Origin of the sequence: Pseudoxanthomonas sp. LH2527, from assembly GCF_022539275.1 — a bacterium.
GTDB lineage: Bacteria > Pseudomonadota > Gammaproteobacteria > Xanthomonadales > Xanthomonadaceae > Pseudoxanthomonas_A.
Map to the genome: position 1 here is coordinate 25,585 of NZ_JAKZBW010000009.1, position 17,452 is coordinate 43,036.

The 17,452-nt window shown below is 69.8% G+C and carries 15 protein-coding genes; 13 read left to right on the plus strand and 2 right to left on the minus strand.

Annotated elements, in window-relative coordinates:
* Positions 1-76: 76 nt before the first annotated feature.
* From mreC to MMG85_RS07070, 7 genes are all read left to right on the plus strand, one after another.
* On the plus strand, positions 77-1,282 hold the full coding sequence (mreC, locus tag MMG85_RS07040) for a rod shape-determining protein MreC (RefSeq protein WP_241045397.1): 1,206 nt from the start codon (positions 77-79) through the stop codon (positions 1,280-1,282).
* Positions 1,279-1,764 (plus strand): rod shape-determining protein MreD, encoded by a 486-nt coding sequence (mreD, locus tag MMG85_RS07045; RefSeq protein ID WP_241045398.1) that lies wholly within the window; start codon positions 1,279-1,281, stop codon positions 1,762-1,764. Before mreC ends, mreD begins: the two co-directional genes overlap by 4 nt.
* Before the next feature lie 3 nt (positions 1,765-1,767).
* Positions 1,768-4,005, plus strand: coding sequence for a penicillin-binding protein 2 (mrdA, locus tag MMG85_RS07050; protein ID WP_241045399.1), 2,238 nt, complete (start codon positions 1,768-1,770; stop codon positions 4,003-4,005).
* Entirely contained in the window at positions 4,002-5,138 is a 1,137-nt protein-coding gene (gene rodA / locus MMG85_RS07055; RefSeq protein WP_241045400.1) for a rod shape-determining protein RodA, read from the plus strand. The genes mrdA and rodA overlap by 4 nt, the downstream gene beginning before the upstream one ends.
* A gap of 157 nt (positions 5,139-5,295) precedes the next feature.
* A complete protein-coding gene (gene mltB / locus MMG85_RS07060) occupies positions 5,296-6,435 on the plus strand; it encodes a lytic murein transglycosylase B (protein ID WP_241045401.1) in 1,140 nt (379 codons plus the stop codon).
* Positions 6,432-7,607 (plus strand): septal ring lytic transglycosylase RlpA family protein, encoded by a 1,176-nt coding sequence (locus tag MMG85_RS07065; protein ID WP_241045402.1) that lies wholly within the window; start codon positions 6,432-6,434, stop codon positions 7,605-7,607. The genes mltB and MMG85_RS07065 overlap by 4 nt, the downstream gene beginning before the upstream one ends.
* Before the next feature lie 111 nt (positions 7,608-7,718).
* On the plus strand, positions 7,719-8,918 hold the full coding sequence (locus MMG85_RS07070; protein WP_241045403.1) for a D-alanyl-D-alanine carboxypeptidase family protein: 1,200 nt from the start codon (positions 7,719-7,721) through the stop codon (positions 8,916-8,918).
* Between the two features lie 65 nt (positions 8,919-8,983).
* Here the strand turns inward: MMG85_RS07070 and MMG85_RS07075 are convergent, their stop codons facing one another.
* Positions 8,984-9,850 (minus strand): EamA family transporter, encoded by an 867-nt coding sequence (locus tag MMG85_RS07075; RefSeq protein WP_241045475.1) that lies wholly within the window; start codon positions 9,848-9,850, stop codon positions 8,984-8,986.
* A 244-nt stretch (positions 9,851-10,094) separates the two neighbouring features.
* Here MMG85_RS07075 and MMG85_RS07080 point away from each other — a divergent pair, with 244 nt between their 5' ends.
* The 4 genes from MMG85_RS07080 (at position 10,095) to glnE (ending at position 15,083) form a co-directional block, all read left to right on the plus strand.
* Positions 10,095-11,027: a CsgG/HfaB family protein gene (locus MMG85_RS07080; protein ID WP_241045476.1), complete on the plus strand. Its 933-nt coding sequence runs from the start codon at positions 10,095-10,097 to the stop codon at positions 11,025-11,027.
* A 99-nt stretch (positions 11,028-11,126) separates the two neighbouring features.
* Entirely contained in the window at positions 11,127-11,405 is a 279-nt protein-coding gene (locus MMG85_RS07085; RefSeq protein WP_055937324.1) for a DUF493 family protein, read from the plus strand.
* A complete protein-coding gene (gene lipB, locus MMG85_RS07090) occupies positions 11,402-12,061 on the plus strand; it encodes a lipoyl(octanoyl) transferase LipB (protein ID WP_241045404.1) in 660 nt (219 codons plus the stop codon). The genes MMG85_RS07085 and lipB overlap by 4 nt, the downstream gene beginning before the upstream one ends.
* 208 nt (positions 12,062-12,269) lie before the next feature.
* Positions 12,270-15,083, plus strand: a complete 2,814-nt coding sequence (gene glnE, locus MMG85_RS07095; RefSeq protein WP_241045405.1) for a bifunctional [glutamate--ammonia ligase]-adenylyl-L-tyrosine phosphorylase/[glutamate--ammonia-ligase] adenylyltransferase — start codon at positions 12,270-12,272, stop codon at positions 15,081-15,083.
* 71 nt (positions 15,084-15,154) lie between these two features.
* Here the strand turns inward: glnE and MMG85_RS07100 are convergent, their stop codons facing one another.
* Positions 15,155-16,132 (minus strand): mitochondrial fission ELM1 family protein, encoded by a 978-nt coding sequence (locus MMG85_RS07100; RefSeq protein ID WP_241045406.1) that lies wholly within the window; start codon positions 16,130-16,132, stop codon positions 15,155-15,157.
* Positions 16,133-16,251: 119 nt separating this feature from the next.
* Between MMG85_RS07100 and MMG85_RS07105 the strand changes: the two genes are divergently transcribed.
* Positions 16,252-16,839 carry a malonic semialdehyde reductase gene (locus MMG85_RS07105; protein ID WP_241045407.1) on the plus strand — a complete coding sequence of 196 codons (588 nt, stop codon included), beginning with the start codon at positions 16,252-16,254 and terminating at the stop codon, positions 16,837-16,839.
* Between the two features lie 24 nt (positions 16,840-16,863).
* Positions 16,864-17,442 (plus strand): YceI family protein, encoded by a 579-nt coding sequence (locus MMG85_RS07110; protein WP_241045408.1) that lies wholly within the window; start codon positions 16,864-16,866, stop codon positions 17,440-17,442.
* Positions 17,443-17,452 lie beyond the last annotated feature (10 nt).

Consider the following 17,452-nt stretch of genomic DNA (forward strand, 5'->3'; position numbering starts at 1 on the left):
AAGAGACTCGCCTGCCGCCGTTCGCTTCGTCCATCTCACTCCTCGCTTCTCACTCCTCCCCACTCGTCCCTAGCCCGTGCCCTCCTACGCCGGCCCGCCCGTCGCCTCCCGTCCCGGTGAAGTCGCCAGCACGTTGCGGCTGCTGGGCTATCTGGCGCTGACCATCGCCCTGGTGGTCATGGACCATCGCGGCGGCTGGCTGTCGCAGCTGCGCTCGCAGGTCAACGTGGTCGCGCAGCCGCTGTGGTGGGTCGCGGGCCTGCCGGGGCGCGTGACCACCCGGGTGCAGGACGATGCCGCCACCCGCACCGGCCTGATCGAAGAGAACGGGCGCCTGCGCAACGACCTGCTGGTGGCCAATGCCCGGCTGGCCCGGCTGCGGACCGCCGCCACCGACAACGCGCAGCTGCGCGCCCTGCTGGGCGTGAAGACCTCGCGCGGGCTGGACGTGCAGCTGGCCCCGATCCTCGACATCGACCTGGCACCGGGCCGCCAGCGGCTGGTGCTGGACGCGGGCAGCCGCGCCGGGGCGATGGTGGGCCAATCGGTCATCGACGCCGGCGGACTGATGGGCCAGATCATCGACACCACGCCGGCCCATGCCACCGTGCTGCTGCTCACCGACCCGGACCATGCGGTACCGGTCGTGGTCGCGCGCAACGGCGTGCGCCTGATCGTCTACGGCCGCGGCCGCAGCGACCTGCTGGAGCTGGCCGACGTGCCGCTCAACAGCGGTATCGAGGTCGGCGACGTGCTGGTGACGTCGGGCCTGGGGGGGCGCTTCCCGGCCGGGTTCCCGGTCGGCACGATTTCCGCCCTGCGTCCGGACGACAGCCACGCCTTCCTGGTGGGCGACGTCACCCCGGCCGCGCGCCTGGACCGCGGTCGCCATGTTCTGCTGCTGAAGTCCGCGCCGCCGCAGCCGTTGCCGGCACCGGATCCGTCGCGGTTCTTGCCGGAGGCGGCGTCGCCCGTCGAAGGCGCGACCCGTCCGGAAGACGTGCCGCCTTCCGCTGCGCCCGCGACGCTGAGCCCCTCTCCCGCCGGGAGAGGGGTTGGGGTGAGGGCCAACGAAGGCAGCGCCGGTGCGGCCGTGCAGAATGCACCCGCGCCCGCGACTACTTCCTCCCAAGCCGCGCGCCCTGCGAACGTCCCAACCCTCTCCCCAACCCCTCTCCCGGCGGGAGAGGGGCTCAACGGCCGCGCGCCCGCAACCGGCGAGGGACTCAACCGCGGCACTCCGCCTTCGCCCCGCCCGACATCGCAGGAGCCGCAGCGATGAGCCGCGCCCGCACCGGCTGGCTGCTGCCGTTGAGCATCATCGTGGCCCTGCTGCTGGGCCTGCTGCCGTTGCCCGACGTGCTGCAGCCGCTGCGCCCCTACTGGCTGGCGCTGATCGTCGCGTACTGGGTGATCGAGGCGCCGGACAGCGCCGGTCTCGGTTTCGCCGTCATCGTCGGCCTGGTCGCCGACCTGATGTTCGGCACGCTGCTGGGCGAACAGGCGCTGCGCCTGCTGATCATGGCCTTCATCCTGCAGCGCTTCCGCGCGCGGCTGCGTTTCTTCCCGATGTCGCAGCAGGCGCTGGCGATCGGCGGCCTGCTGCTCAACGACCGCATCGTCACCACCGTCGTGCACCTGACGCTGGGCGAACCGACGCTGCCCTGGCAGTACTGGTGGGCGCCGCTGCTGGGCATGCTGTTCTGGCCGCCGCTGTTCGTGTTGATGGACGCCCTGCGGCTGGGTCGCCGCAGGCGGGGCTGAGCGATGATCGGGGCCCGCCGGCGCGGCAAGAACCCGCATGCCGAAGCCGACCAGTTCCGCCGCCGCGCGGTCACCGGCTTCGTGGTGGTGGCGCTGTGCCTGCTGGGCCTGGGTGCCTGGTACTTCAAGCTGCAGGTGATCGAGCACGCCGACTACGCCACGCGTTCGGAGGCGAACCGCATCCGGCCGCGGCCGGTGGTGCCCGGGCGCGGCACCATCTACGACCGCAACGGCCTGCTGCTGGCGGAGAACGTGCCCGCGTTCCGGCTGGACGTGACGCCGGACAAGGTCAAGGAGCCGGCCAAGCTGATCGCCGACCTGGCGAAGATCATCGCGCTCTCGCCCGAGGACATCGAACGCTTCGAGGCCACGCGCAAGGCCACGCGCGGGTTCCGCCCGATCACGCTGAAGCTGCGCGTGGGCGAGGAGGAGATGGCGCGCTTCGCGGTGGACCGCTGGCGCTATCCCGGCGTGGAACTGGTGCCGTACCTGACCCGGCGCTATCCCTACGGCGAGCTGTTCGCGCATGTGGTGGGCTACGTCGGCCGCGTGGACGAGAAGGACCTGGAAACACTGGGCGAGATCAACTCGGCGCTGACCCATATCGGCAAGACCGGCCTGGAGCGCTATTACGACGAGCAGCTGCGCGGAAAGATCGGCTACGAGAAGGTCGAGACCAACGTGGAAGGCCGCGCGCTGCGCGTGGTCGGGCGTGTGCCGGCGCAGGCGGGCACCGACCTGCGCCTGAGCGTGGACGCGAAGCTGCAGCAGGCCATCGTCGATTCGTTCGGTGAACTGGAAGGGGCGGCCATCGCCGTCGATCCGCGCACTGGCGAGATCCTGGCGATGGTCAGCCTGCCGAGCTACGACCCCAACCTGTTCGTCAACGGCATCTCCAGCACGGATTTCAAACGGCTCAACGACAATCCCTCGCGTCCGCAGTTCAACCGCCTGGTGCTGGGCGGCGTGGCACCGGGGTCGACGCTCAAGCCGTTGATCGCCCTGGCCGGCCTGGACAGCGGCAAGCGCAAGCCGGAGGACACGGTGGTCTCCACCGGCATGTTCTACCTGCCCGGCACCAGCCGCGGCTGGGGCGATGCCAGCCGCCGCGGCCATGGCGTCACCGACCTGCGCAAGTCGATCTCGCAGTCGGTCAACACCTATTACTACCGGCTGGCGCTGGACCTGGGTATCGCGCAGTTCGACGACTACATGGAGCACTACGGCTTCGGCCAGCCCACCGGCATCGACCTGCGCGGCGAGATCGGCGGCATCCTGCCCTCGCCGCAGGCCAAGCTGAAGGCGCGCAAGGAGCGGTGGTATCCCGGCGACACGGTCAACGTCGCCATCGGCCAGGGCGACTGGAAAGTCACGCCGCTGCAACTGGTGCGCGCCACCGCCGGCATCGCCGACGGGCAGATGCGGCGGCCGCATCTGGTGCGCGAGACGCGCGTCGGCTTCGACCGGCCGTGGGAGCCCACGCCGCAGCCCGCGCCCATCGCGATCAGTCCGAACCCGGCGAACGTGGAGGTGGTGCGGCTCGGCATGCAGGACACCATGCAGTCCGGCGGCACCGGCTGGCGCGTCGCGCAGGGAGCCTCCTACCTGATGGCCGGCAAGACCGGCACCGCGCAGGTGATCAGCCGCCGCGGCACGGCCGCCGTGGATCCGCGCAGCCTGCCGATGCACCTGCGCCATCGCTCGCTGTTCGTCGGCTTCGCCCCGGCCGACAACCCGACCATCGCCATCGCCATCGCGGTGGAAGGCGGCGGTTACGGCGGCAGCACCGCAGGCCCGATGGCGCGCAAGATCTTCGATGCGTATCTGCTGGGGAAGATGCCGGAGAAGGAGGGCGAGGAGGCGGCGCCCGCCGACGTGCCGCCCGCGGCACCGGCATCCGCACCCGCGTCGCCCGCAGCGGCGCCTTCCCCGCCGGCGAATCCGGGCGCCTCTCCCTCCGGGGGAGCGCCCGTTCAAAGCTCCTCTCCGTCCGGACGAGCGCCTGCTCAAAGCCCCTCTCCCTCCGGTAGGGCGCCCGCTCAAAGCCCCTCTCCCGCCGGGAGAGGGGTTGGGGTGAGGGTTGGCGAAGCGGGAATGGGCGGAGGTGTTCATGGCGTGGCCGCGCTCGCGCCTTTGCGCTCGAACATGCCGACCATCGCGCCTGTCCCTACCCTCACCCCAACCCCTCTCCCGCAGGGAGAGGGGCTTGAAGCCGCCTCTGCGTCGAGGGCTTCGGCATGACCGACCTCCTGCGCTGGGGCTTCGACCTGCTGCGGCATCTGCTGCGCACGCTGGACTGGTGGCTGCTGGGCGCACTGCTGGCGCTGATGGCGATCGGTCTGGCGGTGCTGTACAGCGCCGGCGGCGACGCCCTGGGTGAGCGGCTGGTGCTGGCGCAGGGCGTGCGTTTCGGCGTGGGCCTGGTGGCGATGTGGGCGCTCTCGCGGGTGACGCCCGTGCGGTTGCGCGCGTGGACGCCGGGGGTGTTCGCGGTGGCGTTGCTGCCGCTGGTGCTGGTGCTGTTCATCGGTACCGGCAAGCACGGCGCGCACTGGATCGACCTGAAGTTCTTCTACCTGCAGCCGTCGGAACTGCTGAAGATCGCGTTGCCGATGATGCTGGCGTGGTACCTGCACCGCGAGCCGCTGCCGCCGGGCTGGCGCACCACGATCGTCTCGGCGCTGCTGATCGGCCTGCCGACCGGGCTGATCCTGCTGCAGCCGGATTTCGGCACGGCGATGCTGGTCGCGGCGAGCGGCGTGTTCGGCCTGTACCTGGCCGGGCTGTCGTGGTGGTGGTTCATCACCGCCGGCGTGCTCGGCGGCACCGCGGTGGGGCTGGTGATGTTCGCGCCGATCTCGTGGTTCTCGTTCCTGCGCGAATACCAGCAGAACCGCATCCTGACGTTCCGCGACCCCGAGAACGATCCGCTCGGCGCGGGCTGGAACATCCTGCAGTCGAAGATCGCCATCGGCGGCGGCGGCTGGACCGGCAAGGGCTGGGGCGAGGGCTCGCAGTCGCACCTGGACTACCTGCCCGAACACACCACCGACTTCATCTTCTCGGTGCTGTCGGAAGAGTTCGGCTGGATGGGCGTGATGATCGCGCTGATGCTGTACCTGTTCGTCGTCGGCCGCTGCCTGTGGATCGCGATGGACGCGCGCGACACGTATTCACGGCTGCTCGCGGGCACGCTGGGCATGGCGCTGTTCGTCTACGTCATCGTCAACGGCGGCATGGTGTCCGGCCTGCTGCCGGTCGTCGGCGTGCCGATGCCGTTGCTGAGTTACGGCGGCACGTCCGCGGTGTCGCTGCTCGCGGGCCTGGGCCTGGTGATGGCCGTGCGTGCGCATCGGCCTGTGCATGGGTATTGAGGAGTGAGGGGAGAGGAGTGAGGAGTGAGGAGTGAGGAGTGAGGAGTGAGGAGTGAGTAGAAGCGGGCCTTGCTGTTCCTCACTCCTCACTCCTCTCCACTCACTCCTGCCCCCCACGTTCACGATTTCCCGCACCCTGCGTGCTACCCTCGCGCCGATGATGCGACACGCACTTTCCTGTCTGCTGGTACTGGGCCTGGCGTCCTGTGCCACCCCGCAACCGCCGCCGCCCGCTGCGTCGGCGACGCCTCCCGCTCCTGCTGCCGCGACGCCCGCCGAAACTTCGGTCGAGCGCGTGGCCGAGGTGCCGCCGGAAGCGTTGAAACCGGTCGATTTCCCCACCGCGCGTGCGCAGTTCGTGCAGGACACGGCGGCGAAGTACGGTATCGCCCCGGCCGAGATCGAAGCCACGCTCGCGAAAGCGCAGTTCCTCGACAGCGTGGTCGCGGCCATGTCGCGGCCCGCCGAACGGGTGAAGCCGTGGAGCGAGTACCGCGTCGGTTTCCTCACGCAGGCGCGCATCGACGGCGGCCGCAAGTTCATCGCCCAACATCGCGACGAACTGACCCGCGTCGAGCAGCAGTACGGCGTGCCCGCCGAGGTGATCGTCTCGATCATCGGCGTGGAAACCAACTATGGCGGCTTCACCGGTCGCCACAAGGTGCTGGATGCGCTGTACACGCTGGCGTTCCGCTATCCGCGTACCGGCAATCCCGAGCGTGCCGCCTACGAGCACCGCCGCGAGCAGTTCTTCCGCGACGAACTGGCGCAGCTGTTCGCGCTGGGCCGCGAAGAGAAGCTCGACATCGCCTCGCTGACCGGCAGCTATGCCGGCGCGATGGGGCTGGGCCAGTTCATGCCATCCAGCTACCGCGAGTTCGCGGTGGACGGGAACGGCGACGGTCGTCGCGACCTGTTCACCACGTATCCGGACATCTTCGCCTCGATCGCCAACTACTTCCGCAAGAAGGGCGGCGAGCGCGGTGGCTGGGTGCCGGGCGGCGCGGTGGTCGCGCGTGCGCAGCTGCAGGACGGCTTCGCCGAGTTCAATCCGGAAACCTGGACGCCGGACTACACGCTGGCGCAGCTGGCCGAGAAGGGCTACCGCCCGATCGATCCGGTCGCCCCCGACGCCACCGCCACGCTGGTGCAGCTGGACGGCGCCGACGGCAAGCAGTACTGGTTGGGCTTCCAGAACTACTACGCCATCACCCGTTACAACAATTCCAAGATGTACGCGATGGCGGTGCACCAGTTGTCGCAGGCCATCGCCGGCCGCGAGATCCCGCCGGCATGAAGTGGCTGGCCCTGCCGCTGATGGCGGTGGCGTTGGCCGCGTGCAGCACGGCGCCGAAGAAGTCGCCCTCGGCATCCCCGTTGCCGGGAACCGCGACCCGGCCCTCGCCGGCGACGCCGTCGCCGGGCATCGCCGGCAAGGATTGCTCGCGTTACGCACCCGCGCAGGAAGACCTGTCCACGCGCGGCAACTACACCTCCGGCGGGCTCTACAAGCCGGGCGTCTCCGACACCACGCCGGACCATGTGCCCGACCTGGACTGCATCCGCGAGCCGGTCGTCACCGCCGAAGCGCGTTCGCGCGTGGGCAACAAGTCGCCCTATTCGGTGCTGGGCAAGCAGTACCGCGTGCTCGACCGCGTCGACGGTTATGTCGAACAGGGCACGGCGTCGTACTACGGCAACAAGTTCCATGGCCGTCGCACCTCCAACCAGGAGGTCTACGACATGTACGCCTACAGCGCCGCGCACAAGTCGCTGCCGCTGCCCAGCTTCGCGCGGGTCACCAACCTGGACAACGGCAAGTCGGTGGTGGTGCGGGTGAACGACCGCGGGCCGTTCCACGAAGGCCGCGTGATCGACCTCAGCTATGCCGCGGCGGTTCGCCTGGGCATCACCCAGCGCGGCACCGGGCGGGTCGAAGTGCGTGCGTTGACCCCGGACGGCAACACGTTGGCCGCCGCGCCCGCGCCTTCGTCGTCGGCGATGGACCAGCTGGTCGGGCAGTTGCCGAAGGACGCGGCGCGTTACCACGCGTCCGCCAAGCCGGGCGATGTGCCCAGCGCGGCCGGCTTCGATGCGTGGATGAAGGCCAATGGCGTGCGCGTGGCATCCGGCAAGCCCGGCACGCCGGTAGCGTCCCCCGCTGCCGCCGTCACGAGCACCGCGTCGCCTGCCGCTGCAGTAACGGCGTCGCCCGTGCCGGCCACCACGCCGCTCCCGGCCGCCCTGCAGCTGCAGGTCGCCAGCTTCTCCAGCCGCGACAACGCCGACCGTGCGCTGGCGCGGTTGACCGCCGCCGGCATTGCCGATGCGCGGCTCAGCGACGTGCCCGGCGCCGACCGCCCGCTGTGGCGTCTGCGCGTGGGCGCGGCGGACACCGCCTCGGCGGAGGCGCTGGCGGGCAGGATCGCGAGCCTGGGCTTCGGGCGCCCGCAGATCGTCCGCGAGTAGATCGGGCCGCCCGCCGGTTTTTACGTCTTTCCAACCCACGCCGCGGCGGGTCTCCCTACAATGTTCGTCTTGAACCGACAGGCCCACGGCCTTGCCAGGAGTTTTCCGCCGATGAAGTTCCGTTTCGCCCTCGCCGCGCTCGCGACCACCGCCATGGGCCTGGCCATCGCCCAGACCCCCGCGCCGACACCGGCGCCCGCTGCACCGGCCGCTGCGGCCGTCGAGATCCCGCCGCCGCCCACGCCCACCGCCACCGCCTGGGTGCTGATGGACTACATCACCGGCCAGGTGCTGGCCGGCGAGAACTACAACGAGCGCGTCGAACCGGCCAGCATCACCAAGGTCATGACCTCGTATGCGCTGGCGGCCGAGCAGAAGAACGGCAAGATCAAGCCGACCGACCAGGTGATGATGAGCGAGCGCGCCTGGCGCGAAGGCGGCGCCGGCACCGACGGCAGCTACAGCGGTTTCGCGGTCAACAAGACTGCCCCGCTGCTGGACATGGAAACCGGCATGGCCGTGCAGTCGGGCAACGACGCCGCCATCGCGCTGGCCGAGCACGCCGCCGGCAGCCAGGAAGCCTTCGCCGCGCTGATGAACAACTACGCCGCGCAGATCGGCATGAAGGGCTCGCACTTCGTCAACGCGCATGGCCTGTCGGCGCCGGAGCACTATTCCACGGCCTACGACCTGGCGCTGCTGGGTCGGGCCTTCATCCGCGAGTATCCAGAGCAGTACGCCTTCAACAAGATCAAGGAATTCACGGTCGGCACCATCACCCAGCCGAACCGCAACCTGCTGCTGTGGCGCGATCCCAGCGTGGACGGCATCAAGACCGGCCATCACTCCGGTGCGGGCTACTGCCTGATGAGCTCGGCCAAGCGCGGCGACCAGCGCCTGATCGCGGTGGTGATGGGGTCGACCTCCGAGAAGCAGCGCGCCGACGACAGCCTGGCGCTGTTGAACTGGGGCTTCCGCTTCTACGAAACGCACCGCCTGTACGAGCCGGGCAAGGCCATCGCCACCCAGCGCGTGTGGAAGGGCAAGGCCAAGGAAGTACAGCTGGGCGTCGCGCAGCCGATGCTGGTCAGCGTGCCGCGTGGCCGCTACGAGCAGCTGAAGCCGACGATGGACGTGCCGAAGACGCTGGTGGCGCCGATCACCGCCGGCCAGGCCATCGGCACGGTCAAGGTCACGCTGGACGGCAAAGTCGTCGCCGAGTCGCCGCTGGTGGCGATCACGCCGATCGAAGAGGCCGGCTTCTTCAAGCGTTTGTGGGATGCGTTCTGGATGTGGTGGGAGTCGGAGTGATCCGTCGCAGCCTCCGCTGAGAGAAAAGGCCGGCGCATGCCGGCCTTTTTCATCTCCGCCGCGGCTTACAGGCCGGCGGCGATCAGGGCGATGGCGGCGATCGCCAGCGGAATCGCCAGCAGGTTGATGCGGCTCAGCCGTTCGCGGAACAGCAGCATGCCGGCCAGCGTGCCCAGCACCACCACGCCGATGTTCATGGTGGAGAACACCACCGCCGGGTTGTCCGGCAGTGCGCGGTGCGCCTTCACGTAGAACAGGATGTTGCCGAAGTTCAGCGCGCCCAGCAGCAGGCCTGCGCCGAGGGCCGGCAGTGTCAGCACCGGGCCGCCGCGCGCGCGGCGTGCCAGCTGTACTCCCATCATCACCACGAACGCGGCGACGAAGGCGACCTGCAGCGACGCCGCGAACGGCGTGCCTGCCGCTGAGAGGTGCTTCAGCAGCACGTCCACGCTGGCGTAACCCACCAGGACCACCAGTGGCAGCGCCCAACCCGTCCAGCCGTCGCGGGCCTGCGTGGCGTCGGCGCGCGGCCGCAGCACCAGCAGCACGATCGCCAGCAGGCCCAGCGCCAGGCCGGCCAGGCGTTGCGCGTCGGCCTGTTCGCCGAACCACAGGAACGCCGCCAACAGCGACAGCACCAGCGACATCCGCTGGGCGATGTCGGTGCGCACGATGCCCGCCGACCGCACCGAGGCCGACAGCGCCAGGAAGATGCCGGGCAGCAGCACCGCCAGCAGGGCCAGGGCGGGCCAGGGCGCCTGCGGCTCGGTGAGCGACGCCAGCGGCGGGTCCAGCAGCGCGAAGCACAGCAGCGACGCGGCAAGGTAGTTCCAGGCGATGCCTTGGGCGGTGTCGATACCGCGCCGCTGCATGAGCTTGAGCAGCACCGACACCAGCACGCTGCAGACCACGCTGGAGAGCAGGTAGGGCACGGCGAACCTCGCGGAAAGGGCGGGCATTATCGCTGTATCGCCGCTCCCGCCCGCACCCGGTGGCCTTCGACTGTCACTCTTCGCGTTGAAGCGGTGCACGACCGCATTCTTCGCCTATCATCGGGGCCGGGCGTACCGGCACGCAACAGCAGGCCACGCCCGCATTGGAAGGTCCGCGGGGTGCGGGCACCATCATTCTCAAGGAGATGCACGAGTGAACAGGGGAACTGGCAAGAAGGTAACGATGACGGCATGCCTGCTGATGGCCGCCGCCGCAACGGCGCCCGCGTGGGCGCAGCGCCAGAGCGCGCAGGACCAGCGCAAGCAGCAGATGGCCGAGATCCCGACCTGCAGCAAGCCGCTGGGCTCGATCTCGGTGATCGAACCGGAGGACGGCGTGAACTGGTGGAGCGGCCAGCAGCTGCCGGCGCCGTCCAAGCTGATCAAGGTGTTCGTCAACAAGTCGCGCTGCTTCACCCTGGTCGACCGTGGCGTCGGCATGGGCGCGGCGATGGCCGAGCGCGACCTGGCCGCCAGCGGCGAGCTGCGCAACCGCTCCAACATCGGCAAGGGCCAGATCCGCGCCGCCGACTACGTGCTGGTGCCGGACCTGATCTCGCAGAACAGCAACGCCGGCGGCAACGCCATCAGCGGCCTGCTCGGTGGCCTGGTCGGCGGCAACCTGGGTCGTGTCGTGGGCGGGCTCGATTTCAAGAGGAAGACCGCCGACGTGGTGCTGACGGTCACCGACGTGCGCTCGTCCGAACAGGTCGCCATGTCCGAAGGCAGCGCCAAGAAGACCGACATCGGCTGGGGTGCGGGTGGTGGCCTGTTCACCGGCAGCCACTGGGGCGGCGGCGGTGCCAGCGGTTACGCCAACACCGAGATCGGCCAGGTCATCACGCTCGCCTACCTGCAGGCCTACACCAACCTGGTGAGCGAGCTGGGCGGCCTGTCCGGCAACGCGTCCGCCTCCAACGCCCAGCAGGCGGTGGAAATGACCAAGCCGGGCCGCCTGTTCGCCAATCCCAAGGGCACCGGCAAGGCCGTGCGCGACCTGGATCCGGGCATGATGCTGTACCCCACCGGCAACAAGGACGGCGTCATGTGGGAAGTCGAGGACGAACTCGGCAACAAGGGCTGGGTCTCGTCCAGCCTGGTGCAGCTGGCGCGCTGAGCGCCCGCGCTGCAGCAACGGAGGGCCGCGCAAGCGGCCCTTCGTCGTTCCGGGACCCTGCGGCTTGGCTTTCGCCGCCGCCATCCCAATAATCCGGGCATGGAAATCAAATCCGACAACCCCGAACACGGCTTCCAGTTCCCCGGCACCTTCGAGCTCAGCGCGATGGGCACGGCCGGCACCGGCCTGGAGACCGAACTGCCCCGCCTGCTGGAAGCCTCCGGCGTGCCGGTGGTGCATGAGGACATCACCTGGAAGCACTCGGCCAACGGCAAGTACGTGTCCGTGCGCATCCGCTTCCAGGCCAATGACCGGGCACAGTACGACGCCGCCCATGAAGCGTTGCGCGAGCATCCCGAAGTGAAGTGGACGCTGTGACAGCGACCTGCGTCGTCCGCGAGCTGGGGCGGCAGCCCTACGAACCGGTCTGGCGCGCCATGCAGCGCTTCACCGATGCGCGCACCGACGCCGCCGGCGACGAGCTGTGGCTGGTCGAACACGATCCGGTGTTCACCCTTGGCCAGGCCGGCAAGCCCGAGCATGTGCTGGCGGCGGGCGACATCCCGGTGATCCACGTCGATCGCGGTGGGCAGGTGACCTACCACGGTCCCGGCCAGATCGTCGCGTATCCGCTGTTCGACCTGAAGCGGCTGAAGGTCGGCGTGCGCGACTACGTCTGCAGGATCGAGCAGGCGATGATCGATACGCTGGCCGAATGGAACATCGAGGCCGTGCGCAAGGACGGCGCGCCCGGCGTGTACGTGGCCGGCGCCAAGATCGGCGCGCTCGGCATCCGCGTGCGCCGCGGCTGCACCTTCCATGGCCTGGCGTTCAACATCGCGATGGACCTGGAGCCGTTCCACCGCATCAATCCCTGCGGCTACCAGGGCCTGCAGGTGGTGTCGCTGGCCGACCTCGGCGGGCCCACCGGCATGGACCAGGTCAAGCCGGTGCTGCTGAAGCACATGGCGGAGCAGTTCGGCCTGTCGCTGCAGTACGAAGCCGCGTTGCCGGATCTTTCCGAAGCCGCGTAGCGCGGGCCGGTTGTGCAGGTGTGGGAGCGACGTCAGTCGCGATGGCGTTCCCGGGGACACCGCCGCGAGGGCGCATACGAGGTTCTCGTTGGCAGACGCACATCGTGCGTGGAGGTCTCGCGCGTGATGCCCGCGTCGCGACTGACGTCGCTCCCACATTGACGATGGTGGCGCGCGTGTCGCGTGGCCCATGCCACAATCGCTCGCCATGAACGATGCGACCCTGTCCCTCGACACCGCACGCGACGCCCTGATCGAACGCGGCCTGGCGCGGCTGCGCAGCGCGTCGGCTGATGCGGATATCCTGCTCGCCGACGCACGCTACGCCGATCGCGTGTCGCGCGTGATCGCTGCCAGCGACTTCGCCCTCGAAACGCTGCGCCGGCAACCCGACCTGCTGGTGGCCTTGCTGCACGACGACGGTGCTGCGCCGTGGCCGGCCCCCCCGCTGACGAGCGACAACGCCACGCAGTGGCCCGAACGGCTGCGCCGCTACCGTGCCGCCGAATCGACGCGCCTGGTGTGGCGCGATGTGCATGGCCTGGACACGGTCGATGACACCTTGGCCGGTACCACGCGCCTGGCGGAGGTCTGCCTGCAGACCGCGCTGGAAGCCCTGGAGGCCGAATTCGCACAGCGGCATGGCGTGGTCCGCGCCGCCGATGGCAGCGTGCAGCGGCTGGTGGTGTTCGGCCTGGGCAAGCTGGGCGGCGGCGAACTGAACTTCTCCTCGGACATCGACCTGGTCTATGCCTATCCGCAAGGCGGCGAGTCCGACGGCGCGCGACCGCTCGCGGCCGAGGATTACTTCATGCGGTTGGGCCAGCGGCTGGCGAAACTGCTGGACGAGCCGACGGTCGATGGCTTCTGCCATCGTGTCGACCTGCGCCTGCGTCCGTTCGGCAATGCCGGCCGCGTGGCGCTGTCGTTTGCCGGCATGGACCAGTACTTCCAGCGCGAGGGTCGCGACTGGGAACGCTATGCGTGGCTGAAGGCGCGCGCGGTGGCGGGCGACATCGAGGCCGGCGAAGGTTGGCTGGAATCGCTGCGACCGTTCGTCTATCGCCGCTACCTGGACTACACGGCACTCGATGGCCTGCGCGAGATGAAGGCGGCCATCGCCGCCGAAGTCGCGCGGCGCGAACTGGCCGACGATATCAAGCGCGGGCCGGGCGGGATCCGCGAGATCGAATTCCTGGTGCAGGCGCTGCAGCTGATCCGCGGCGGGCGCGAGGCGGCCCTGCGCGAGCGCCGCCTGCGCGTGGCGCTGCCGGCACTGGTCGCCGCGCGGCAGATGTCGGCGGAGGAAGGCGATGCGCTGGCCGCTGCCTATCGCTTCCTGCGCCGGCTGGAGAACCGCCTGCAGATGTTGCGCGACGCACAGACGCATGCGCTGCCGGAGGATGCGCTGGACCGCCATCGCATCGCGGTGGGTCTCGACTATCCGGACTGGGATGCCCTGCGTGCCGCGCTGGAGGTACAACGCGCGCGGGTGTCGGCCGAGTTCGCCGAACTGCTGGCACCGCGCCAGCGCGATGCCGTACCCGGCGCGCTGGCGCTGTACTGGCGCGCGCTGCCGGAAGGTGGCGACATGGACACGTTGGCCGCGTCGGGTTTCCAGGAGGCGGCCAGCGCCGACGGCGCGCTGCGCGAGTTCGCGCAGTTCAGCGGTGTGCGTGCGCTGTCGGATGCGTCGCGCGCGCGGCTGGACCGCGTGGTGCCGGCGCTGCTGGAGGCCTGCGCGCAGTCGTCGCAGCCCGACGCCGCACTGCGTCGCGTGCTCTCGCTGCTGCAGGCCATCCTGCGCCGTGCCAGCTATCTCGCGCTGCTGGACGAGCAGCCCAGCGCGCTGGGCCGGCTGGTCGACGTGCTGGCGCGCAGCGCGCTGCTGTCCGAGCGGCTGGCGCACTACCCGTTGCTGCTGGACGAGCTGCTCGACACGCGCGTGTCGGGACCCATGCCGGATCGCCCGGAGTTGCGCGGCGAGTGCGAGGCCGCGCTGGTCGAGGACGATCCGGAGACCTGCCTGCGGGTGTTGAACGAGCGCCGGCTCGCGCTCAGCTTCCGGGTGGCGCTGGCCGCGCTCGATGGCCGCCAGTCGGCGCGCGACAGTGTCCGCCAGCTGGCGTGGCTGGCCGACGAGGTGGTCCGCATCGTCGTGCAGGTCGCCACGCGCGATGTCGCCGCCTCGCATGGCGTCGTCGCGGAGGGGCGGTTCGCGGTGATCGGCTATGGCAGCATGGGGGGTGAAGAGCTTGGCTTCGGTTCCGATCTCGACCTGGTGTTCCTGTTCGATGCGCCGGCAGGGGCGGAGTCGGACGGCACGCGGCCGCTGGAGGCCGGCCGCTGGTATGCGCGGCTGGCGCAGAAGATCGTCGCGCTGCTGGGCGCGGTAACGGCGGCTGGGCGGCTCTACGACGTGGACGTGCGGCTGCGGCCGGATGGCGCAAAAGGCCTGCTGGTGTCGTCGCTGGCCAGCTTCAGCGAATACCAGCGCGAACGCGCGTGGACATGGGAACACCAGGCGCTGGTGCGTGCGCGCGGCGTCGCCGGTGACGACAGCCTGCTGCAGGCCTTTGAAGACATCCGGACGGCCACGCTGGCACGGCCGCGCGAGGCCGGCGCGCTGCGTGACGAAGTCAACAGGATGCGTACGCGCATGCGTACCGAGCTCGACCGAAGCGACATTGCGCGCTTCGACCTGAAGCAGGGTGCCGGTGGGCTGGTCGACCTGGAGTTCCTGATCCAGTACCTGGTGCTGCGCGACGCGGCGGCGCAGCCCGCCCTGCTGTCGCCGCGCGCCACGCCCGGCCTGATCGCCGCGCTGGCGACCGAAGGCGCGTTGTCGGCGGAGCAGGCGAGTGCGCTGGAGGCCGTGCATGCGACCTTCGTCGCCGAGGGATTGGCCTGCACGCTGGACCGGCGGCCGCGGCTGGTGGTCGAGAACGCGGCGCTGGCCACGGCGCGCGCCGTGGTGATGCGCACGACCGCCGCGCACGGACTGGCTTTCGATGCCATGTAGGAGCGGGCCATGCCCGCGATGCTGTTGCTCCGGATACCGAATCAAGAGTGCATCGCGGGCATGGCCCGCGCCTACACGGGCGCAAGCCCCAGGCGCGACCGCACTTCCGCCGCGATGCGGGCGGTCTCGCGCAACGGCTCGCCATCGAAGGGCGTCGGCCCGTCGGCGAGATCGACGATGCGGCCGCGCTGACGCAAGGCGTCGAGGAAGCGGCGCGGACGTCCGCTGACGCGATCCGGCTCGAACACCTGCACCGGCACGCGCGTGCCGCAGGCTTCCGACACCATGTTCACCGATTCGGGTGTGCACACGATGCGGTCGGCCCAGGCGAGCAGGCCGGCATACGGATTCGGTCCATCGGCGGGGCCGCACCAGAGCACGGTGTCGGCGCGCTCCGACCATCGCATGCGAAGCGCATCGCTCACCTCGCGTGGCGTGCGGCGCGAGGTGGTGACCAGCAGGCTGCCCGCGGTCGACGCGTCATCGAGAAGCGCCGCCAGGCGGCCGAACGCGGCGGCGTCGAAACGGTAGTGCGCGCTGTCGCCGCCGAGCAGTACCGCGGTGCGCGGCGAGGGCAGGTGTGCGAACGCAGGGAATGCGGTGCGCGCATCGGCCAGCCACGCGTCATCGACCGGATTCAGGCTGCCGAGCAGCGTCAGCACGTTCGCGCCAGCGAGGCCGTCGTGTTCCGGCGCGATGACGAGGTCCCAGTGCGCCGGATCGAGGCGCGGGTCTAGGATCTGGATGGTCCGGCTGCCGCGCGCGCGCAACAGGCGTGTCGCCAGCGCGGCCTGGCGGCCGCAGCCGATCGCGACGGCGGGGGCCTGCATCTGCAGCGCATGGAATGTCGTACCGAAGGCGTGCTTCGCCCCGGGCAACATCCGCGGTGCGCTCCAGCGCCACGGTGCGCGTGGTGCCAGCACCATCTCCCGCGCCGCCACGCCGAGTGCACGCGCCAGCGACTGGGCCTGGCGTACGTTGCCGGCGTGGCCGTCGGTCAGTGTGCAGAGGTCGGGGGAATCGGCGTGGACGGGGCTGGTTTGTTCCACTGGTTAAAACAATCCGTTCCGGGTCGATTGGATGTTGCCATAGTCAGGACACTCTACACTGCCCCTCCGCGCCGCCGGCCACGCCGCTGCGGCTGTTCCCACCTCGCGACAGGTACCTCATGTCCCACGCCCTCGACGCCGCCTCGCTCGACCAGCTGTTCCGCACCGCCCGCACCTACAACGCCTTCACCGGCGAGGTCAGCGACGACACCCTGCGCCAGCTGTACGACCTGGTGAAGTTCGGCCCCACCCAGGCCAACACCACGCCGGCGCGGTTCGTGTTCGTGAAGTCGGCCGAGGCCAAGGCCAAGCTGGGTCCGACCCTGTCCGAGGGCAACTACGAGAAGACGATGGCCGCGCCGGTCACCGTCATCATCGGCCGCGACGAGGACTTCCACGAGAAGCTGCCGTTCCTGTTTCCGCACACCGATGCCAAGGCCTGGTTCGACGGCCCGCGCGAGAACCGCAGCAAGCCGTCGCTGCGCAACATGAGCCTGCAGGCGGCCTACCTGATCATCGCCGCGCGCGCGCTGGGCCTGGATGCCGGCCCGATGACCGGCTTCGACGCCGACAAGGTCGACGAAGCCTTCTTCGCCGGCACCGCCATCAAGTCCGACATCCTGGTCAATCTGGGCCACGGCGACCCGTCCAGCATTTTCCCCCGTTCCCCGCGCCTGGGCTTCGACGAAGCCGCACGCATCCTCTGACACCCCACCACCCGGAGTTATCCCATGCGCAAGACCCTGCTCGTCGCCGCCCTGTTCGCCTTCGCCGGTTCCGCGTTCGCCGCCCCGGTCACCTACAAGATCGATCCCGGCCACACCAACGTGCTGGCCAGCTGGAACCATTTCGGTTTCTCCAACCCCAGCGCCAATTTCGGCCAGGCCGATGGCACGCTGGTGTACGACGTCGACAACGTGTCCGCCTCCAGCGTCCAGGTCACCCTGCCGCTGACCGGCCTGAGCGCGCTGGCCGACCAGTTCTATGACCACCTGACCAGCGACAAGTGGTTCGACGCCGCCAAGTACCCGGCCGCCACCTTCAAGAGCACCAAGGTCGAAGCCGCCGGCGAAGGCAAGCTGAAGGTCACCGGTGACCTGACCATCAAGGGCATCACCAAGCCGGTGGTGCTGGACGTGAGCCTCAACAAGGCCGGCGAGCACCCGATGAAGAAGGTGCCGGCAATCGGTTTCGACGCCAGCGCCACCGTCAAGCGCAGCGACTTCGGTGTGGGCGCGTATGCGCCGATGGTCAGCGACGAGGTCACCCTGAAGATCACCACCGAAGCCACCGCCGACGCCAAGAAGTAATGCCCCTGCG